Origin of the sequence: Vibrio qinghaiensis (assembly GCF_002257545.1) — a bacterium.
In the GTDB taxonomy this organism is placed as follows: domain Bacteria; phylum Pseudomonadota; class Gammaproteobacteria; order Enterobacterales; family Vibrionaceae; genus Vibrio; species Vibrio ordalii.
Genome location: NZ_CP022741.1, coordinates 2,556,011 through 2,577,098 on the forward strand (window position 1 = coordinate 2,556,011; position 21,088 = coordinate 2,577,098).

The following is a 21,088-nucleotide window of genomic DNA, read 5'->3' on the forward strand; positions in this document are numbered from 1 at the left end:
AACAGTGTACTGACCATTCGACCCGCTAAAGAATAAAGCGGCTCAAATCTTCATTCTCGACTAACTCACCTAGGCGCTGCTTGACGTAGGCGGCATCGATAATCATTGAGGAGCCCGGTTTTTCTGTTGCATCAAATGAGATTTCATCCATCAAACGCTCCATCACGGTATGCAGGCGACGTGCGCCGATATTTTCCGTGGTTTCATTCACTTTCCACGCGGCTTCCGCAATTTGAGTGATGCCATCTTCAGTGAATTCAATGTTCACCTCTTCCGTCTTCATCAGCGCAATATACTGCTCAGTCAAAGAGGCTTTCGGCTCAGTCAAAATACGTTTAAAGTCATGGCTCGATAATGCTTCAAGCTCAACGCGAATCGGCAAACGACCTTGCAACTCGGGGATCAGATCAGAGGGCTTCGCCACTTGAAATGCACCCGACGTAATAAAGAGGATATGATCAGTTTTAACCATGCCGTGCTTAGTCGAGACGGTACTGCCCTCAATCAAAGGTAGCAAATCACGTTGTACCCCTTCACGTGACACATCAGGGCCTGAGCTTTCGCCGCGTTTACAGATTTTGTCAATCTCATCGATAAAGACAATGCCGTTATTTTCAACATTAAAAATAGCTTGATCTTTCAGCTCTTCCTGATTGACCAATTTTGCTGCTTCTTCCTCGCTCAAGGCTTTAAATGCATCCTTGATTTTGAGTTTGCGTTTTTTCTTGGTATCTCCCGCAAGGTTCTGAAACAAACCTTGCAGCTGATTGGTCATTTCTTCCATGCCCGGAGGCGCCATAATTTCAACCCCCATTTGAGGGACAGCGACATTGATTTCAATCTCTTTGTCGTCGAGCTTTCCTTCACGCAACTTTTTACGGAAGATTTGGCGAGTGTTAGAACTCTCTTCGCCCTTTTCATTCTCTCCCCAAGCATCACGAGCTGGCGGCAATAAAGCATCTAAAATGCGCTCTTCTGCTTGCTCTTGCGCGCGAAATTGCACTTTTTCCATCGCTTGCTGGTGAGTCATTTTTACCGCGACATCGGTTAAATCGCGAATGATGGTTTCCACTTCTTTACCAACATAACCCACTTCGGTAAATTTGGTCGCTTCCACTTTAATGAATGGTGCGTTGGCAAGCTTGGCGAGACGACGAGCAATTTCCGTTTTTCCCACCCCTGTTGGACCAATCATCAAAATGTTTTTCGGCGTTACTTCGGCGCGCAAGCTCTCTTCGAGCTGCATGCGACGCCAGCGGTTACGCAGCGCAATCGCCACCGAACGTTTGGCTTTATCTTGACCAATAATATGGCGATTTAATTCGTGAACAATTTCACGTGGAGTCATTTCAGACATCAGATTTTCCTTAATTCTTTACCCTAACACTGTCTTTATTTTTCGGTGGTCACTGTTTGTTGCAGTAGCAATTCCGCCGGTATTTCTAGTTCTTCGATAGTGTGGAAATGGTTGGTAAACACGCAAATGTCGCCGGCAATTTTCAGTGCTTTTTCAGCGATTTCACGTGCATCTAAATCGGTATTTTCTAATAATGCGGTCGCTGCAGCTTGGGCAAAATTACCGCCCGAACCGATAGCAATCAGATCGTTTTCTGGTTGAACGACGTCACCATTGCCCGTAATAATGAGCGATGCCGTTTCATCAGCCACCGCTAAAATCGCTTCTAGCTTACGCAGTGCTCGGTCACTACGCCAATCTTTTGCCAGCTCAACCGCGGCCTTAGTAAGATGACCTTGATGCATTTGCAGCTTACTTTCAAAGCGCTCAAACAAGGTAAATGCATCGGCTGTGCCACCGGCAAACCCTGCCAAGACTTGATTATTGTACAGACGGCGAACCTTGCGCGCGTTGCCTTTCATTACGGTATTACCGAGCGATACTTGTCCGTCACCGGCGATGACAACTTTATTATTACGACGTACAGAGACGATGGTAGTCACGACAGGACCTCTTATTTGTTTTCACGATGGAGTTAGCAAATATATGAGGATGGTTGGGGAAGATTTCAAGTCACAAAAAACACTCACCGCGAATCGATTGGATGCGGTGAGTGATCGCTCTTATTGTGGTTCAGTCCAAATGGCGCACGGCTCAATTTTAGCGCGTTGTAATTTATGCTCGTCACGCTGCGCATCACGCTTATATTTGTATGGCCCTAATACCACGCGATACCAACTGCTGCCTTCCGTTTTTCGGATTTCACTTTTTAAACCCTGAAACGCGATATCGAGTTTACGGCTTTCAGCCTGCGACGAAGTCTTGTACGCCCCACACTGCATAATATAAGGAATTTCAGACACTTTTTGTTCTTTGGCTACCACTTCTACTTCACGTTTCGGCAAGCTATCCACGTAATCCCATTTTTCCTCTGGGGGCGGTGGGATCACTTTCTCTGGCTTAGGTTTTGCGACTGGTTTTGTAGGAACCACAACCGCTTGAGGCGGCTCAGGATCACGGCTGAGTAAGAACAACCCATAACTAAAACCGGAAATGAGTAATAGTGCCAATAAGCCACTACGCCAAGGTTTACGACGTGGAGCTGTTTTTTTCGGGGTCGGCTTTTTCGGACTACGACCGCGCCTTACATAATCTTTATTAGCCACAGAGAATTCAAAAGTTGATGGTTTGTGCCAATGTTAATGCAGTTTCCAACGACTTAATAGTGTTGAAAGAGTTGCAGCGCATCAAAAATGCGCTGCATGTGGTTAGCTCAAACGAGGAGGCGCTGCGCTTTCTCGAATCACTAACTTGGTTTCTAATAGTCGAGAACCTGCGCCAACCTCTTGACCACGAAGAAGATCGAGCATCATGAGCATCGCTTGACGCCCTATCTCATAGCGCGGCTGTGATATGGTCGTTAACGGTGGATCGCAGTAGAGCGCAAATTGAATATCATCAAATCCCACCACTGAAATATCTTGTGGAACGCGCAAACCCAATTTTTTGGCTTCCTTAATGACACCGATCGCCATACTGTCATTATGACTAAAAATGGCGGTGGGGGGCTCAGATGACGCCAATAATTGGCGCAGTGCTTTAGCCCCGGCTTCAAAAGTAAAATCACCATAAGTGCAATAATTAGGATTCATTTCAATCCCTGCACGGCGTAAGGCTTGTTGATAACCTTGATGGCGGAACTTACACAAGGTTGCCTCTGCTGGCCCTGAAATTTGCGCGATGCGTTTGTGCCCAAGCTGCGTAAGGTAGTTCACCGCCTCAAACGCTGAGGTAAGGTTATCAATATGTACCGTTGGCAACTCAAGTTCTGGCGCAAATTCACAGGCCATCACCATAGGTGGCAGGTTTTTTTGTTCAGGCTTACTGACATCAAACGGCAAATCCGTACCTAGCAGCAACATGCCATCAACTTGCTTAGTAAATACGAGGTTAACTAACGAACTTTCTCGCTTTTTCTGCTGACCACTATCACCCAGTAGTACTAAATAACCATGTTCCATCGCCGCATCTTCGATACCACGAATGATCTCGGTGAAGTAAGGGTCACAAATATCCGGCACGATAGCGACAATGGTTTTGGATTCATTACGGCGTAAGTTGCGAGCGAGAGAATTTGGTGAGTAACCAGCTTCTAAAACGGCATCTTCGACACGCTTTCGCGTTGAAGATGATACTTTTTCAGGGTTCATCAACGCCCTAGATACTGTGGCGGTTGATACACCTGCAAGCTGGGCAACATCCTTCATTGTCGCCATAGAAATTAACCTCTTTAAAAGTCGTTACTGGGTTGAAATCACCCGTTGTTATGTTTATACAATCAGATTGTACAATCTGGTTATCCATTTTAAACGACGAGCTGTTATTCACAGCGGATATATGAGTGATAGTCTATTCATTTCCACCCATAAAGTTACGGTCAGATTAACAAATCTTACATAACAAGCGTGAAGTCACTCACATTAGAGAGGATTAAATTGGCTAGCAAAAATAATAGCAGCCTCTTTAGCATTCGATTGCTTCAATATGTTACATCTCATTTCATCGGAAACGCTACTGAGGTTTAACTGAGATCTTGCGGTTCAATATCTAACGACCAGCGAATTTTCTTGGCTAGAGGTAACAGTCCAATGGCTGGTTTAGCGCTCATCAATAGTTTTTGCATTTTGGATCGATGCTGAGTTTGCAGTAATAACTGCCAACGATATTTGCCCGCTCTTTTCGCCAATGGAGCTGGGGTTGGCCCTAACACTAAGCACGAATCATCAAATAATGGATGCGCTTCTAACGTATGCCTGATTTGGCGTAAGAACTCTTCCACCATCGAAGCTTGATTGGATTCCGCTTTAAATAGTGTGAGATAGGTGTAAGGCGGCAACATCGCTATTTTCCGCTCTTCTAACGCGGTTTCTGCAAAATGACGATAATCCTTTTGCAACAGTGCTTGCAGCAAACTGTGTTCCGGGTGATGCGTTTGTAAAATGACTTCGCCGGGTTTGCTAGCACGCCCTGCTCGACCTGCCACTTGAGTAAATAGCTGCGCCAAGCGTTCGGCGGCGCGAAAATCACTGCTGTATAGCGAACCATCCACATCCAATAACGCCACTAAAGTCACATCGGGAAAATGGTGCCCTTTAGCGAGCATCTGCGTGCCAATTAAAATCTGATACTCACCTTGGCGAATCGATGATAATGCACTTTCTAAACTGCCTTTACGACGCGTACTATCGCGATCAATACGCACCGTTTTATATTCGGGGAAAAGCTGCGCCAGTTGCGCTTCAAGTTGCTCGGTGCCCACCCCAACCGTGACCAACTGAGTTGAACCACAACCTTGACACTGATGAACCACCGGACGTTGCGAGCCGCAATGGTGACAACGCATGTCACTGCTGTATTGGTGAAAGGTATAGTACGCATCGCAACGTTTGCATTCGGCAATCCAACCGCATTCATGGCACATCAGCGCGGGCGAGAAGCCGCGCCGATTGAGAAACAGCATCACTTGGTTACCAGCGCTGAGGTGTTTTCTCATCTCAGCAATCAGCGGCGCTGATAAACCACTCTCTAAAAACAGGCCTTTCACATCCAACACTTTGTTTTTAGTGGGCACCGCTACGCCCGCACGCTGAGTTAAGCTTAAGTGATGATATTTGCCGCTCAATGCATTATGCAACGTTTCTAATGCTGGAGTGGCAGAACCGAGCACAATCGGGATCTGCTCAAGGTTTGCACGCATTACCGCGACATCTCTTGCATGGTAGCGTAGGCTATCTTGCTGTTTATACGAAGCGTCGTGCTCTTCATCAACAATGATGATACCTAGATCTGCAAAAGGCGTTAGTAGCGCTGAGCGAGTACCAATAATAATGCCCGCGATATTATCACGCGCCGCTAACCACGCGTTGAGGCGCTCGGTTTCATTGAGCCCCGAGTGGACCACGGCAACTGGCACATTAAATCGCTTACGAAAGCGGTTAATGGTTTGTGGTGTTAGACCGATCTCAGGCACCAGTACCAATGCCTGGCGGCCCTTTTCTAAAACGGGTTTAATCAGGTTTAAATAAACTTCGGTTTTCCCTGAACCGGTGACCCCTTCAAGTAAATAGCATGCGAAATGGTGATGGCTATTAATTGAAGCAATCGCGATCGCTTGTTCTTGGTTGAGCTTGGGCTTTTCCACATCCGCTTCAACATTCTGCGGCCAAGCCGTCAGTGTCGGCCGTTTTTCCAGTGATTCTATCCAGCCTTTCTCTTGTAAGGTTTTGAGTACGCTGCTACCTACCTCTTCATCAATAAACAGTTGATGGGGTACAGCGCCAGACTCAAGCATCGCCATCACTTTGGCTTGCTTTACCGCTCGCCCAAATCCTTGCATGAGTTGATCGCGCCCACCGGGCGTCAGTTGCCACTCTACTAAAGTCGAAAAATCGGCCGCTTTCCCTTTGCGTAATGCGCCAGGCAATGCATTAAATAACGTGTCGCCTAATGGGTATTGATAAAACTGGCTACACCACAACAGCAATTGATAGAGTTTCTCTGGCCAGACTGGCTGGCTATCGAGCACCGCTTTTAGCGACTTTAATTGATCGACTGAAAACTCAGACTCACTGACTATAGCGGTGACGATACCCACCAGAGTTTGCCGACCAAATGGCACCGACACTCGTCCACCAACAATCGGAAACAGATGACTTGGGATCTGATAATCAAACTGCTTATCCAATGGGACAGGTAAGGCAACGCGTGCAATGGTGGGGCGCATAATCGACCGTTCGTTCTACAAAAAATGTGAAAAGACAGTCTACTGGATGCGTCACCGAAATTCGAGCTTCGTCATTGGACAAAAATGTGGCGAAAATAGCGGCGAAATGGCTTGATCCACTGAAGAGGATTCATTAATATATCGCGCCTTGATGATATGGCTTCTTGCTTGATGTTAAGCAGTCAGCGGTATCAACATTTTTTTATTAACTACGTGTGGTGTCCGGCATAGATTCGGATAGCGACGCGGCCCAATTTGAGGTTATCCCATGAAAGCTGGTATCCATCCAGAGTACAAAGCAGTTAGCGCGACTTGTTCTTGCGGCAACTCTTTCGAGTTCAGCTCAACGCTAGGCAAAGATTCTATCCACCTAGACGTGTGTGACAAATGTCACCCATTCTACACTGGTAAGCAACGTATCGTTGATACTGGCGGCCGTGTAGATCGCTTCAACAAGCGTTTCGGTGCTCTTTCTAGCAAATAATCTCTTTTTTGCTAGAAAATTAAAAAAGGATGCCTCGGCATCCTTTTTTGTTGGCATTTTTTGTATAGTTGTCAGTACGCACTGGTCTTATCTGCGACATTTTCTCCATTTTTTGATGAAGCACGTCAGGTTCCCGCCTAGGAAGTTTGAGCAACATCCATTAGAATTATGGACCTTTTCCAATCCAACACGAGCACTTATACCTATGTCTGATGACACTCACCAAGAATTAACGGCAGAAGAACAATTTCGCCAACGCGCACTCGATTATCATGCTTACCCAACCGCGGGTAAAATTGCCATTTCATTAACTAAGCCTGCCGACTCGGCTGAAGACCTTGCTCTAGCTTACAGTCCGGGCGTCGCTGAACCGGTTCGTGAAATCGCGCAGAACATCGACAACGTTTATAAATACACTGCGAAAGGCAACACCGTCGCTGTGATCTCAAACGGCACGGCTATTCTTGGTTTAGGTAACTTAGGTCCGATGGCTTCCAAGCCCGTCATGGAAGGAAAAGCGCTACTGTTTAAACGCTTTGCTGGACTTGATTCAATTGATATTGAAGTAAAACACCGCACAATCGATGAATTTGTCGATACGGTTGCCAACATCGCTGACACCTTTGGCGGCATCAACTTAGAAGATATCAAAGCACCAGATTGCTTTGAGATTGAACGCCGTTTGATCGAACGCTGTAATGTGCCTGTTTTCCATGACGATCAACACGGCACTGCGATTGTTACCGCCGCTGGCATGCTCAATGCGATTGAACTGCAAGGCAAGAAACTCAACGAATGCACTATCGTCTGTCTTGGCGCTGGCGCAGCAGCCACCGCTTGCATGGAACTATTGATTAAGTGCGGCGCAATGCGTGAAAAAATCTACATGCTTGATCGCAAAGGTGTGATTCATACTCGTCGCGATGACATTAATGAATATAAGCAGTTGTTTGCTAATAACACCGACAAACGCACACTGGAAGATGTGATTGAAGGCGCTGACTTATTCCTAGGTGTGTCAGGCCCCAACCTGCTGCCTGCCGAAGCGCTAAAATTAATGGCCGATAAACCGATCGTATTTGCTTGCTCAAACCCAGATCCAGAAATTAAACCAGAACTCGCACGCGCGGTACGTGATGATTTAATTCTCGGCACAGGTCGTAGCGATTATCCAAACCAAGTCAACAACGTGTTGTGCTTCCCATTTATTTTCCGTGGCGCTTTGGATGTCCGTGCTAGTGAAATTAATGACCAAATGAAGCTAGCCGCAGTTGAGGCGATACGTGAACTGGCTAAAGAAGAAGTGCCGGCTGAAGTGTTGAAAGCCGCAGGCGTAAAAGCGTTAAGTTTCGGCCCTGAATACATCATTCCAAAACCGATGGACCCACGCCTACTGCCTCGTGTTGCTAAAGCGGTTGCTCAAGCAGCGGTTGACTCTGGCGTCGCTCGAATCGAGATGCCTGTCAATTACATGCAAGAATAATCACAAGCTTGAGCGGCTAAATGCCTCGCTCGAAAAAAACCGCTGACTTTCAGCGGTTTTTTTATATTCTGAGACACAGAGCCAAAGTCACCATGGCAACTTACCCAGTATCCTCTCGATTTTATCTCGTTGTACCGCAATTACGCGCTACACTTCTTCATCATCATACGCTTCAAATTCAATGCCCATGGCGGTCATTAATGCTTTTGCTTCCGTCGGAATATCGTCTGGACGATCTTTTCTCAAATCTTCGTCGGTCGGTAAAGGTTGACCGGTATAAGCATGCAAGAAGGCTTCACACAGCAGCTCACTGTTGGTTGCGTGGCGTAAGTTATTGATTTGACGGCGAGTGCGCTCATCAGTTAATACTTTCAACACTTTCAATGGGATTGAAACGGTGATTTTTTTGACTTGCTCACTCTTCTTCCCATGTTCAGCATATGGGCTAATGTATTCCCCATTCCAGTCTGCCATTGCGCACCTTCGTTATCGTAATTGGTCGTTAAAAATTTGAAAGTTGGATTTTAGCGGGATTTACCGCCACAAGCAAAGACATATAGACGTCTAGATATATTGACGTCTTCTTTTTGGTTCAGTAAAGTGTGCCATTATCGACTGATAGATAGCAATATAGCGCACTATCGGATATAGCTAATACTCTAGACAATTGAAATTGCCACCTTAGTTGTCCCCGAATAAGGCAGGAACCCCCTCAATAAAAGTCAGTTTATTGAGTTTATTAAGTAAGGAAACCGTCATGACCACTCGCAAGCCAGCCACCATCGCCGTTAGAACCGGTATTGAATCCGACTCTCAATATCATGCTGTTGTGCCTCCAATTTATCTTTCGACAAATTATAGCTTTCCTGCGTTTGGTGAAGTGCCTAAATACGATTACACACGCTCTGGCAACCCGAATCGAGGTCTGCTCGAAAAAGCGTTGTTTGAACTCGAATCGGGTCAAGGCGCGGTGGTGACTAACTGTGGCACTTCGGCGCTGAATCTATGGGTTTCCGCCTTTTTAAGTCCTGACGATCTGATTGTGGCCCCGCATGACTGCTACGGTGGCACATATCGCCTGTTTAATACACGCGCCAAAAAAGGCGATTTTCAGACACTCTTTATTGATCAATCCGATCCAAACGCTTTGCAGGCTGCTTTGGCGAAAAAACCCAAATTGCTACTCATTGAAACTCCATCCAACCCATTAGTTCGCGTGGTCGATATTGCTGATATTTGCCAACAAGCACACGCCGTCGGTGCATTAGTGGCGGTTGACAACACCTTCTTAACGCCAGTATTTCAAAAACCATTAGAGTTGGGCGCAGATTTTGTCATCCACTCCACCACCAAATTCATCAACGGCCACTCCGATGTGATTGGCGGAGTTGTTATCACTAAAACAGAGCAGCACGCTGAAGAGCTAGCATGGTGGGGCAACTGCCTTGGCTCAACGGGAACCCCTTTTGATAGCTACATGACGCTGCGTGGCATTCGTACCTTAGGCGCAAGAATGCGCGTCCATGAGGAGAGCTCACGCGCTATTTTGGACTATCTGCAATGCGAAGCCTTAGTCAAGGTCATTTATCACCCGAGTTTGCCAGAGCATCCTGGCCATGAGATAGCGAAAAAGCAGCAATCTGGCTTTGGCTCTATGCTCAGTTTTGAGTTTGCGGGCAGCTTTGAACAGCTTAAATATTTTGTCTCTCAGTTAACATTATTCTCACTGGCAGAATCATTAGGAGGCGTGGAGAGCTTAATCTGCCACCCCGCTTCGATGACTCACCGAGCGATGGGCGAAGAAGCGTTGGCCGAAGCCGGTGTTTCACAGCAGCTATTACGCCTATCGGTCGGCTTAGAAGATGCGCAAGATTTGATTGACGATCTCGCGCAGGCCTTTGCTAAAGCGCAGGAGGCCTATTAATGACTGCCCTACGTCAATTGCACAAGTTTGGCGGTAGCAGCCTTGCCGATCCTGAATGCTACAAACGGGTCGTTAATATCTTAAAAGAGTATTCTCAAGCTGATGATTTGGTGGTGGTTTCTGCCGCAGGAAAAACCACCAATCGTTTAATCGAATTTCTCGACGCTCTTAATAAAGATGGTCGAGTGGCTCATGAGAACTTGCAATCGGTCCGTCAGTACCAAACCGATTTAATCAACGCGCTGCTCGATGAAGATGCAGCGCAACCGCTCATCACTTTACTCACCAACGAAATTCGCACTTTGGGTCAGCTTTGCGCGCCCCTATCACCAGCTCAACAAGCGGCAGTACTTGGCCATGGTGAAGTGTGGTCATCACGCTTATTGGCGGCGTTACTCAATCAACATAACCTTGCGGCTGTGGCACAAGACGCCCGCGAATTTCTTCGCGCGCAAGCAGGCACACAACCGGAAGTGGATCGCGCTCGCTCCTACCCTTTGCTGAAAGAAATTTTGGCACAACACGCGCATCACCGAGTGATCATCACAGGCTTTATGGCTCGCAGTGAACAAGGTGATACTGTGCTACTTGGGCGCAATGGCTCCGATTACTCCGCTACGATGATCGGCGCACTTGCGGAAGTAAACCGAGTAACGATTTGGAGTGATGTGGCCGGTGTTTATAGCGCCGACCCGCGCATTGTTAGTGATGCCTGTTTACTGCCGCTACTGCGTTTGGACGAAACCAACGAGTTAGCGCGCCTTGCCGCCCCGGTATTGCACAGCCGAACTTTGCAGCCCGTGGCCCAAAGCACCATGGATTTGCACTTGCGCTGCAGTTATCAACCCGAAGCAGGCTCGACTCGCATTGAGCGTGTATTGGCATCGGGACGTGGTGCCAAAATCATTACTTCACTTGATGATGTGCTGTTGATTGAGCTTAATTTTGCTCACGGGCATGACTTCCAGCGCCTACAAAACGATGTGCTACGCAGCTTGCGTCGTGCTCAACTCGAACCACTAGCTTTCGATACTCAAGCCGATCAACACCAACTGCGCCTTGCCTATACTGCTGAGATTTCAGGCGGAGCTCTAGCTCATCTGCAAGATGCCGCTTTTGAAGCGGAAATTAAACTCAAAGAAGGCTTTTCGTTAGTGGGTGCCGTGGGTGCTGGTGTGACGAAAAACCCCAACCACTGCTACGGCTTTTATCAACAGCTACGTTCATCACCGATCGAGTTTATCTGTGAAGCAGAATCTGGGCTGAGTTTAGTTGCGGTACTGCGTAAAACGCCGATCACCCCCTTAGTGGTGGGTATGCATAACCAACTATTTCAGGCGCAAAAACGGGTCGCACTGGCACTGTGTGGCAAAGGCAACATTGGTTCGAGTTGGTTAAAACTCTTTGCTGAACAAAAATCAGAGTTAGAAAAACGCCATGGCATGAACTTCGAATTGGTCGCAGTGGTCGATAGCCAAACCTATTGGTTTGATGAGCAAGGGATAGATGCGGTATCGGTTTTAAAGCATTTTGACGATGAAGCGATTGCCAGTGAGGGAATGGCTTGGCTACAACGCTTAAGCAATATTCAAGGGTATGACGAAGCGGTTGTGCTCGATGTAACCGCAAGCAAAGAGCTAGCTGATCACTACCTCAATATTGCTGAAAATGGGATTCACCTTATCTCGGCGAATAAAGTCGCGGGCTCTTCCTCTAGCGTCGATTACCACCAAATAAAAGAAGCGTTCGCGAAAATTAGCCGCCATTGGCTCTACAACGCGACGGTTGGCGCAGGCTTACCCATTAACCACACGGTGCGTGATTTGCGTGAAAGCGGCGATGAAATCGTCGCCCTCTCTGGTATTTTCTCTGGCACTTTATCTTGGTTATTTCAGCAATTCGACGGCTCAATACCGTTTAGCGAACTGGTCGATTTAGCATGGCAACAAGGACTTACCGAGCCTGACCCGCGCAGCGATCTGGATGGTTCAGACGTCATGCGCAAACTGGTGATCCTAGCCCGTGAAGCAGGGTTACAGATCGAACCGGAAAATGTCAAAGTTGAATCACTGGTTCCTGATGAGCTCAAGCACCTCTCACTGGATGACTTTTTAGACAAAGGCCAACTGCTGAGTGAAAAATTAGCCGAGAGGCTAACCAAAGCACAACGTGAAGATAAAGTGCTACGCTATGTCGCAAGGCTTGAGAAAAATGGCAAAGCAACGGTGGGGGTTGAAGCTTTAGAGCGTGAACACGCTTTGGCTAACCTTTTACCTTGTGACAACATCTTTGCTATCGAGAGTAAATGGTATCGCGATAACCCGTTAGTGATTCGTGGTCCGGGCGCTGGTAGAGAAGTGACAGCAGGAGCTATCCAATCGGACCTCAACTTGCTGTCAAGCTTGCTGTAACACTCCAGCTTATTCCAGATTAAGGGGCCACTAGGCTCCTTAATTTAACTGCGAAAGGATGATATTAGGTCATGCATACCGAGGGTGAGCATGACTTGAAGGTCACTCACAATCAACATGAATAATATTCATAATTACAGTGTTGACATAAAATGTTATTCAATACATTCTGTGGACATATAGACGTCTAAACGTCAACTTAAGGAATAATAGATTGGCGCAAAAACGCCACAGGGAGAAATAAAATGGGATACACGCACGCCGGTCATATTGATGCACTCAACCAGAACGTGGCTGAGCTATCAGATAATATCAATGTCTCATTTGAGTTTTTTCCACCCAGCTCAGCGCAAATGGAAGAGACATTGTGGAATTCCGTTCACCGTTTAAAAACCCTGCAACCTAAATTTGTTTCTGTGACTTACGGAGCAAACTCTGGCGAGCGCGACCGCACCCATTCGATCATTAAAGAGATTAAAGATCAAACTGGTCTTATTGCAGCACCGCACCTCACTTGCATCGATGCCTCTCGCGATGAGTTGATTCAGATTGCCGATGACTACTGGCACAACGGCATCCAGAACATAGTTGCGCTGCGTGGCGATATTCCCGCTGGTGGCGGCAAACCAGAAATGTATGCTTCCGACTTAGTGACTCTACTCAAATCTCGCCATGATTTTGATATTTCTGTCGCGGCATTTCCAGAAGTCCACCCTGAAGCGAAAAGCGCGCAAGCCGATCTGGTCAATCTAAAACGCAAAATTGATGCAGGTGCAAACCGCGCAATTACTCAATTCTTTTTTGATGTTGAAAGCTACTTACGATTTCGCGACCGCTGCGTAGCCGCTGGTATTGATGCTGAAATTGTACCGGGCATTCTACCGGTATCAAACTTTAAACAAGCCTCTCGCTTTGCCGCGCAAAACAACGTTAAAGTCCCCGGATGGATGGCGAAACAATTTAATGGATTAGATGATGACCCAACCACACGCCAGCTCGTGGGTGCAAGCCAAGCCATTGACATGGTTCGCATTTTAAGCCGTGAAGGCGTCAAAGACTTCCATTTCTATACGCTCAATCGCGCTGAAATGACCTACGCATTGTGCCATACGTTGGGCGTAAGACCGAAAGCATAAACTTTCTCTGCACTCATAACGCTATTATTGGTAAATGTTGCTCGTGATAAAACGCGATGATTGATTAAAAGTAACGCCGACTTGATGTCGGCGTTGTGGTATTACTTAAGCGAGCAGATTACTCCACGTCGTCCATTTTACCAAGTAAGCTACGAATACGATCTTGCCATGCATTCTGCTCTTGCTCCATTTGTTGCGCTTTTTGCTCAAGCTCTTCACGCGCTACTTTTAGCTCATTCGCTTCATTCACAAGCTGCTGTTTCTCTTCTTTAAGCTCTTCCACTTCCATTTGTAGAAGTGCGATGGTGTCAACTGCGGTTTGAATTTTTGCTTCTAGTAGTTCTAATACTTCAAAAGACATGGTGCATACCCTTAGTTATTCGGTTGAGGTGAACAAAATTTCACTTATTGGTTCATTCTACTCAGCACAGCGCTCAGAAACACTCACTATATGCAAATTTTCTCGCTATTTGATTAAAAAATCAGCTCAACTTAACCGCAAGCTCACTTAAGCGCTAAAGCTAGGCAGAAAAACACCTTATCTGGCGATAGATTCACTCAATTTGACGCTTAGCTTTGATCAAGTGCAATCCTTGTGAACTAAAAAAGCAAACGTTTACTATTTGATATGCTAAAATTCCCGCCGAAATTTCCTATTCCCTTTTCTTTGGAGCTAGCATGAAACGCGATTTAGCAATGGCATTCTCTCGAGTCACTGAAGGTGCTGCACTGGCAGGTTACAAATGGCTTGGCCGAGGCGATAAAAATGCGGCCGATGGCGCAGCGGTAGAAGTCATGCGCAACCTACTCAATAAAACCGACATCCAAGGTGAAATTGTAATCGGTGAAGGCGAAATTGACGATGCTCCAATGCTCTACATTGGCGAGCTTGTTGGCCTTGGTGGCGATGCGGTTGATATCGCAGTGGATCCTATTGAAGGTACGCGCATGACGGCAATGGGCCAGTCAAACGCATTGGCTGTTTTGGCGGCTGGCGAAAAAGGCAGCTTCCTTAAAGCACCTGATATGTACATGGAAAAATTGGTGGTTGGCCCCGGTGCTAAAGGGTGCATTGACCTCAATAAACCTTTAAAAGAGAATTTAGAAAATATCGCCGCGGCGCTGAATAAACCATTAGACACTCTAGTGGTGATCACCTTAGCGAAACCTCGCCATGATGCCACCATAGCGCAGATGCAAGAGATGGGTGTTCGCGTGTTTGCTGTGCCAGATGGCGATGTCGCCGCCTCGATCCTAACTTGCATGCCTGATAGTGAAGTCGACGTGATGTACTGCATCGGCGGTGCACCTGAAGGAGTGGTTTCAGCCGCGGTCATCCGAGCTCTAGATGGTGATATGCATGGCCGTCTGCTACCACGTCATGAAGTCAAAGGCGATACGGAAGAAAACCGCATTTACGGTGCAAAAGAGTTAGCTCGCTGCGCGGAAATGGGTGTCGAAGCTGGCGTAGTGCTGAAAATGGAAGAGATGGCCCGCAGTGATAACGTCATTTTCTCAGCTACTGGTATCACCAAAGGGGATCTGCTGGAAGGCATTACCCGCAAAGGCAACATCGCCACCACAGAAACGCTATTAATTCGTGGCCGCTGTCGTACCATTCGCCGTATTAAATCAATTCACTACTTAGAGCGCAAAGACCCAGAAGTGCGCGCGATCATTTTGTAATCCGCCAGTGCTTTGCTCTGTTTTATTTTAACGACAAAGCATAGAGAGACAAAAAAGACCGCAATGCGGTCTTTTTTATTTACTCACTTTATACCGAGATGGAAGAAGCGATTAAAACAGCTCTTCAGCCACTTTATACAAATCAGTGCGAACTGGACGCTTCATATTTTCAATTGCGTCGATAATATCGTGGTGAACCAACTGCTCTTTCTGAATACCAACACAACGACCACCGTGGCCATCAAGCAGTAAATGTACCGCAAAATTACCCATGCGTGACGCAAGAACACGGTCAAACGCCGTCGGGCGACCACCGCGTTGAATATGACCCAGCACGGTAGCGCGAGTTTCACGTCCCGTTGCTTTTTCAATTTCTTTCGCCAGTTGGTTAGCATCCATCATCAACTCAGTCAGTGCAATAATGGCGTGTTTCTTACCTTTCTTAATGCCGTCTTGAACGTTCGCGATCAGTTGATCCATATTCAAGCCAGTTTCTGGGGTGATAATGTATTCACAACCGCCCGCAATTGCCGACATCAGAGTCAAATCACCGCAATGACGACCCATGATTTCAACAATCGAAATACGTTGATGAGAAGAGGAAGTATCACGTAAACGGTCAATTGCATCGATAACCGTGTTTAATGCTGTTAAGTAACCAATGGTGTAGTCGGTACCAGCAATGTCGTTATCAATCGTGCCTGGTAAACCAACGCATGGAAAACCCATTTCAGTCAGCTTTTTCGCACCCATGTAAGATCCGTCACCGCCGATGACAACTAAAGCATCAATACCATGCTTTCTTAGGTTTTCGATCGCTTTTTCACGTACTGCGACTTCACGAAATGCAGGGAAACGCGCAGAACCTAGGAAAGTACCACCTTTATTGATAACGTCAGAAACGCTTGAACGATCCAATTTTTTAATGCGATCTTCATAAAGGCCAAGGTAGCCGTCGTAAATACCAAATACTTCCAAATCAGCACCGAGTGCCGTACGAACAACACCACGGATTGCTGCGTTCATGCCAGGTGCGTCACCGCCACTAGTCAAAACACCGATCTTTTTAATCATGCTCACCCTCGATTTTTTGGGAACTTAATACTCATTTTTTACGCTGTCCGTTAGCGATAAAACAGACAACAAAATCTTTCCAATCTGTGCATAATGTTACCTTTCCTAAAAAGGAATACTACTGTTATTTGCACGAAATCATGTAAGTTTGCTACTTATGTAAGAGTATTACAGTTTTGAGTTAACGCTTTGTTGATTCATATCAGAATCAGGCTTATTTATTGTTCTTAAAAAGATAGTTAATAAGCGCGTTTTTGTCGCTACCACCCTTGTGATTTTTGTTTTTTTTCTGGTCCAAACACCACAGAATAAGGATCTTGGTGGATTAATACATCAGCTCCCGGGAAAGCCTCGAGTAGCTTATCTTCCACCTCATCGGAAATGCGATGCGCCTCAATCAAGCGGATATTGTCATCGAGTTCCAGATGTAACTGAATGAATCTTACAGGTCCAGACATGCGAGTTCTTAATTGATGCACACCCAACACACCAGCTACAGAAAGACATTCTGTGCGGATTTGCTTCAATTCTTCATCAGGTAACTTACGATCCAACAAGGTCTGAATAGCCTCTTGCACCATACGAAAAGCGCTGTAAAGAATATAAACGCCAATGCCGATCGCAAAGATGGCATCGGCCTGTTTAAAGCCAAACCAGCTCAATATGAGCGCGATCATAATCGCTGCATTCATGAACAGATCAGTTTGGTAATGCAATGAATCCGCAGCAATGGCTTGGCTGCCCGTTTTTTTCACGACATGCTTTTGGAACAACACTAAGCCAAAAGTCACTAGCATTGCAAACAGGCTGACATAAACGCCATATTCAGGAGAAGTTAATTCGTGTGGGCGAAAAAAACGGTCAACCCCATTGAGGATAAGAAAACAGGCCGAGCCTGAAATGAACATCGCCTGGGCAAGGGCCGCAAGCGATTCCGCCTTACCATGACCAAAGGCGTGCTCTTTATCTGCGGGCTGCAGTGCGTAACGCACCACAATTAAATTGACCACGGAAGCGGCAATATCAAGTAAGGAATCAATCAAGGATGCGAGTAGGCTGACCGAGCCAGTAACCCACCAAGCGATCACTTTTACTATCAGCAACAATGAGGCGACAAGGGTTGCTGTCCAGGCAGCAAGCGTAACAAGGCGTGCGTATTCTTGTTTCATATCACTAAAATCAGCTTAAAAATGAGCAGCTAGTATACCCTCTCAAATTAAGAATGAATATGACACAAATGAACAGGCCTCACCAGAGGCCTATTCTCAATTATTAGCGTATTAGCGGTTATCAATAATTAGCTATTTTTCTTCATGTGCTTAGGACCATTTTCCATGCACTGCTGCATGCGATCTTGTTGTAGCGTTTGCAGTTTTGCTTTTTGTTCCGGAGTTAACACACTCATCATGTCATGACGTTTTTCTAGCATCTTGACACGGTGAGCGACCTGTTGATCGACCATCTCTTTGGCTAATTCATTTGCCGCTGCCGCATCAAAGTTCTCCGCTAGCACGAGAGCTTGTACTTTGTCATGGTGCGCTTTCATTTTCGCTTGGCGTTGACCTTTATGCTCACCCTTGATCGCTTCGCGATTCGCTTCACGCATCTCTTTCAGCTTTGCTTGCTGATCAGCAGTCAAGTCAAGCTGTTGCATTATGCCGCGATCAAAGCCGCCACACTCATCATTTGGCCCTTTATGTCGCTCTTTACCACCAAATGCATAAACGCTTGCTGTGCCAAGAATCAGAGGTAGTATTACCGCCGAAAGTACTAGTTTTTTTGCCATTTTCATCATCTATTCCTTCACCAAGTGGATTCTAAAAGCTGCATTCACAGCACTTGAGTGTAGAATAGGACATGTACGGTAAAACAACGTATAGCAAGCGTAAAGAATCGTAAAGAGCTTATTGCTCACTGAAGATCTTGCCTATTTCACAGTAAACTGTACCCATAACTTCCCCCAACGACGAGGCGACACATGGCGCATATTCTTCTAATTGATGACGATACTGAACTCACCAGCTTACTAAAAGAAGTCTTAAGCTATGAAGGCTTTGAGGTATCTGAAGCGAATGATGGAGAGAGTGGGCTCGCTGCCATTCATGGCCGTATCGATCTTATTTTACTCGATGTAATGATGCCGAAACTCAATGGGATGGAAACGCTGAAAAAATTGCGTGAAAACTGGCATACCCCTGTTTTAATGCTCACCGCCAAAGGAGAAGAGATCGACCGCGTCATCGGTTTAGAACTCGGCGCGGATGACTATTTACCGAAACCCTTTAGTGACCGAGAGCTACTTGCGCGCATTCGCGCAATTTTGCGTCGCACTCAAGCCAGCACTAGCACCAAACAAAATGAAGTGATTGAATGCCAAGATATTCAGGTGTATCCCAGTAAGCAGGAAGCCTATTGCCAAGGGCAATTATTGGATCTCACTACCACAGAATTTGCCTTGCTGACTCATTTTGTGCAAAACCCAGGCGAAACCTTAACTAAAGAAGCGCTCAGCCTTGATGTTCTAGGAAAACGGTTGGCGGCCTTTGACCGCGCGATTGATATGCACGTCTCGAATTTGCGCAAGAAATTACCTGAACGTGTTGATGGTAAATCACGCATTAAAACACTGCGTGGTCGTGGCTATCTCATGATTTTGGAGGAGTAATGCGTCTACCTAAAATCAACAGCTTGTATGGCCGAATTTTTGCCATTTTTTGGTTTACGATGTTGCTGGTGCTGATCGCAGTATTAGCACTGCCGCACCTTGATCCTCGCAAAACCCGTGATATACCTAGCGATGAATACCAACGTCTTTCACATTTGAAACAGAAAATAGAGAGCACGTTTAAAGATGAGCATGAGCTCACACGTATTGTCTTTCGTTTAGAAAATAGTAGTAATAACCAGCGCAGTGAAGGGCATATGCGAGATAAGAGCAGCACTCCGCAATTTTTCATTACTACGCGAGATGGCACGATCCTCACCACAAAAACTCAAGCCGACTTCAAATTTAAAGCACTCCAAAATTTCGTGACCAGCATTGAATCCATTGATAAGCCACAACAAAAGCTCTATGGCCGCTATATGATTTCAGGCCCATTGCCCATCACCCTTGCCAAGCAAGATCTGCTCCTGTTTGTCGGCATTCGCTGGAATGAACCCCCCCCGTTCTTATTGCAACTGTTTGACCGCCCGTTCGGCCTGCTGCTTGCCGTGATGCTCGTCAGTACACCGCTACTCTTATGGCTCGCATGGGCATTGAGCCAACCCGCCAGCCGCCTCGAGCAAGCGGCCAAACGGGTCGCTCGCGGCGAATTTGTAGTCGATCCAAGCTTAGAAAAAGGCACCAGTGAATTTCGCCAAGCGGGAAAAAGCTTTAATCAAATGGTAGAAGCCGTCAATCAGATGATTTCTGGCCAGCAGCGATTGCTGTCGGATATTTCACACGAACTGCGCTCCCCTTTAACTCGGCTGAGAATGGCCAATGCACTGGCTACTCGTAAGCAAGGTAACAGCTCCGAATTAGAACGGATCGACACTGAAGCACAACGTTTAGAGCAGATGATCGGCGAACTGCTGACGCTTTCGCGTATGCAAACCAACAGTCATCTCAGTCGAGAAGTCCAACCTTTATCCAGTTTATGGGAGGAGTTGTTGAGCGATGCCCAATTTGAGGCCGAGCAGATGGAAAAAAGGCTCAGCTACAATACGATTCCACCGCACACCATTTCCGGAGCACCAAAACTACTGATGAGCGCATTGGAAAACATTGTGCGTAACGCCATTTACTATGGCAAAGATGAAATCAATATTACCTTTTCGGTCGAAAAAAGCAGACTATCGGTTTGCGTGGAAGACAATGGTGAAGGCGTTCCCGAAAACGAGTTAGACGATATTTTCCGCCCCTTTTATCGTGTTTCGACCGCGCGTGATAGGCACAGTGGCGGTACAGGATTAGGCTTAGCCATCACCGAAAGTGCCATTCGTCAGCACAGCGGAACCATTGATGCAAGTCGCAGCCAATTAGGTGGGTTAAAAGTACAGTTCACTCTCCCATTGGATAGTTAAATGCCACTGGTGCCTATATTGCCAAATAACGGGTGACTTGTACTCAATAGGCTCGTCACCTTATACTTCCGGCCCACACTCCTTAAGAGCAGCTATACCATGTTTGATATCGCACTTTACGAACCTGAAATCGCCCCTAATACCGGAAATATTATTCGTTTGTGTGCCAATTGCGGCGCTAATTTGCATCTTATTGAACCGCTGGGTTTTGATCTAGAAGAAAAGAAAGTGCGCCGTGCAGGGCTTGACTACCACGATTTAGCGCGCGTAACGCGTCATGCCAACTTGGATGCCTTTATGGACTACCTCAATGCAGAGCGCGAAACGTACCGGATTTTTGCTTGTACCACTAAAACCACGGGGCACCACGTCGATGCGCAGTTTCAAAAAGGAGATGTGTTGATGTTTGGCCCAGAAACTCGTGGATTACCAGCGCAAGTCATTGAAAGCTTACCGATGGCACAACGTATTCGTATTCCGATGATGGCAGAAGCTCGCAGTTTAAATCTCTCTAATGCGGTCGCTATTATTGCGTTTGAAGCGTGGCGCCAAATGGGTTTTGAAGGTGCGCAATGACAGCGCT

Annotated in this window: 19 protein-coding genes; 9 read left to right on the top strand and 10 right to left on the bottom strand. The window is 46.6% G+C overall.

Annotated elements, in window-relative coordinates; all coding sequences use genetic code 11:
- Positions 1-25: 25 nt before the first annotated feature.
- The 5 genes from hslU to priA form a co-directional block, all read right to left on the bottom strand.
- On the bottom strand, positions 26-1,357 hold the full coding sequence (hslU, locus tag CCZ37_RS11910; RefSeq protein WP_010317616.1) for an HslU--HslV peptidase ATPase subunit: 1,332 nt from the start codon (positions 1,355-1,357) through the stop codon (positions 26-28).
- Between the two features lie 35 nt (positions 1,358-1,392).
- Entirely contained in the window at positions 1,393-1,959 is a 567-nt protein-coding gene (gene hslV / locus CCZ37_RS11915; RefSeq protein WP_010317615.1) for an ATP-dependent protease subunit HslV, read from the bottom strand.
- Between the two features lie 120 nt (positions 1,960-2,079).
- The gene (locus CCZ37_RS11920) at positions 2,080-2,622 is read right to left on the bottom strand and encodes an SPOR domain-containing protein (protein ID WP_064625975.1); all 543 of its coding nucleotides are present in this window, start codon (positions 2,620-2,622) and stop codon (positions 2,080-2,082) included.
- A 102-nt stretch (positions 2,623-2,724) separates the two neighbouring features.
- Positions 2,725-3,732 carry a DNA-binding transcriptional regulator CytR gene (cytR, locus tag CCZ37_RS11925; protein ID WP_010318346.1) on the bottom strand — a complete coding sequence of 336 codons (1,008 nt, stop codon included), beginning with the start codon at positions 3,730-3,732 and terminating at the stop codon, positions 2,725-2,727.
- A gap of 305 nt (positions 3,733-4,037) precedes the next feature.
- Positions 4,038-6,239 carry a primosomal protein N' gene (gene priA / locus CCZ37_RS11930; RefSeq protein ID WP_094500604.1) on the bottom strand — a complete coding sequence of 734 codons (2,202 nt, stop codon included), beginning with the start codon at positions 6,237-6,239 and terminating at the stop codon, positions 4,038-4,040.
- A gap of 268 nt (positions 6,240-6,507) precedes the next feature.
- Between priA and rpmE the strand changes: the two genes are divergently transcribed.
- Positions 6,508-6,723 (top strand): 50S ribosomal protein L31, encoded by a 216-nt coding sequence (rpmE, locus tag CCZ37_RS11935; RefSeq protein ID WP_010318344.1) that lies wholly within the window; start codon positions 6,508-6,510, stop codon positions 6,721-6,723.
- 205 nt (positions 6,724-6,928) lie between these two features.
- Entirely contained in the window at positions 6,929-8,206 is a 1,278-nt protein-coding gene (locus tag CCZ37_RS11940) for a malic enzyme-like NAD(P)-binding protein (RefSeq protein ID WP_026027888.1), read from the top strand.
- A gap of 147 nt (positions 8,207-8,353) precedes the next feature.
- Here the strand turns inward: CCZ37_RS11940 and metJ are convergent, their stop codons facing one another.
- The gene (gene metJ, locus CCZ37_RS11945; protein WP_010318342.1) at positions 8,354-8,680 is read right to left on the bottom strand and encodes a met regulon transcriptional regulator MetJ; all 327 of its coding nucleotides are present in this window, start codon (positions 8,678-8,680) and stop codon (positions 8,354-8,356) included.
- A 283-nt stretch (positions 8,681-8,963) separates the two neighbouring features.
- On the opposite strand from metJ, the gene CCZ37_RS11950 reads away from it, so the two are divergent.
- The 3 genes from CCZ37_RS11950 to metF all read left to right on the top strand — a co-directional run bounded on the left by CCZ37_RS11950 (position 8,964) and on the right by metF (position 13,677).
- Complete coding sequence (locus CCZ37_RS11950) at positions 8,964-10,130, top strand: O-succinylhomoserine (thiol)-lyase (protein WP_094500605.1); 1,167 nt, start codon at positions 8,964-8,966, stop codon at positions 10,128-10,130.
- Entirely contained in the window at positions 10,130-12,541 is a 2,412-nt protein-coding gene (locus tag CCZ37_RS11955; RefSeq protein ID WP_017043192.1) for a bifunctional aspartate kinase/homoserine dehydrogenase II, read from the top strand. Before CCZ37_RS11950 ends, CCZ37_RS11955 begins: the two co-directional genes overlap by 1 nt.
- A gap of 245 nt (positions 12,542-12,786) precedes the next feature.
- Complete coding sequence (metF, locus tag CCZ37_RS11960; RefSeq protein ID WP_094500606.1) at positions 12,787-13,677, top strand: methylenetetrahydrofolate reductase; 891 nt, start codon at positions 12,787-12,789, stop codon at positions 13,675-13,677.
- 118 nt (positions 13,678-13,795) lie between these two features.
- On the opposite strand, the gene zapB is transcribed toward metF, so the two are convergent.
- Complete coding sequence (gene zapB / locus CCZ37_RS11965; RefSeq protein ID WP_010318338.1) at positions 13,796-14,038, bottom strand: cell division protein ZapB; 243 nt, start codon at positions 14,036-14,038, stop codon at positions 13,796-13,798.
- Positions 14,039-14,355: 317 nt separating this feature from the next.
- On the opposite strand from zapB, the gene glpX reads away from it, so the two are divergent.
- Complete coding sequence (gene glpX, locus CCZ37_RS11970) at positions 14,356-15,363, top strand: class II fructose-bisphosphatase (protein ID WP_013855841.1); 1,008 nt, start codon at positions 14,356-14,358, stop codon at positions 15,361-15,363.
- Between the two features lie 111 nt (positions 15,364-15,474).
- Here the strand turns inward: glpX and pfkA are convergent, their stop codons facing one another.
- From pfkA to CCZ37_RS11985, 3 genes are all read right to left on the bottom strand, one after another.
- Entirely contained in the window at positions 15,475-16,437 is a 963-nt protein-coding gene (pfkA, locus tag CCZ37_RS11975; RefSeq protein ID WP_094500607.1) for a 6-phosphofructokinase, read from the bottom strand.
- A gap of 260 nt (positions 16,438-16,697) precedes the next feature.
- A complete protein-coding gene (gene fieF / locus CCZ37_RS11980; RefSeq protein WP_010318335.1) occupies positions 16,698-17,606 on the bottom strand; it encodes a CDF family cation-efflux transporter FieF in 909 nt (302 codons plus the stop codon).
- Positions 17,607-17,734: 128 nt separating this feature from the next.
- A complete protein-coding gene (locus CCZ37_RS11985; protein WP_010318333.1) occupies positions 17,735-18,229 on the bottom strand; it encodes a CpxP family protein in 495 nt (164 codons plus the stop codon).
- 186 nt (positions 18,230-18,415) lie between these two features.
- On the opposite strand from CCZ37_RS11985, the gene CCZ37_RS11990 reads away from it, so the two are divergent.
- The 3 genes from CCZ37_RS11990 to trmL all read left to right on the top strand — a co-directional run bounded on the left by CCZ37_RS11990 (position 18,416) and on the right by trmL (position 21,081).
- Positions 18,416-19,102, top strand: coding sequence for a response regulator (locus CCZ37_RS11990; protein WP_010318332.1), 687 nt, complete (start codon positions 18,416-18,418; stop codon positions 19,100-19,102).
- Positions 19,102-20,505 (top strand): envelope stress sensor histidine kinase CpxA, encoded by a 1,404-nt coding sequence (cpxA, locus tag CCZ37_RS11995; RefSeq protein ID WP_094500608.1) that lies wholly within the window; start codon positions 19,102-19,104, stop codon positions 20,503-20,505. The genes CCZ37_RS11990 and cpxA overlap by 1 nt, the downstream gene beginning before the upstream one ends.
- A gap of 99 nt (positions 20,506-20,604) precedes the next feature.
- Positions 20,605-21,081 carry a tRNA (uridine(34)/cytosine(34)/5-carboxymethylaminomethyluridine(34)-2'-O)-methyltransferase TrmL gene (gene trmL, locus CCZ37_RS12000; RefSeq protein ID WP_094500609.1) on the top strand — a complete coding sequence of 159 codons (477 nt, stop codon included), beginning with the start codon at positions 20,605-20,607 and terminating at the stop codon, positions 21,079-21,081.
- Positions 21,082-21,088 lie beyond the last annotated feature (7 nt).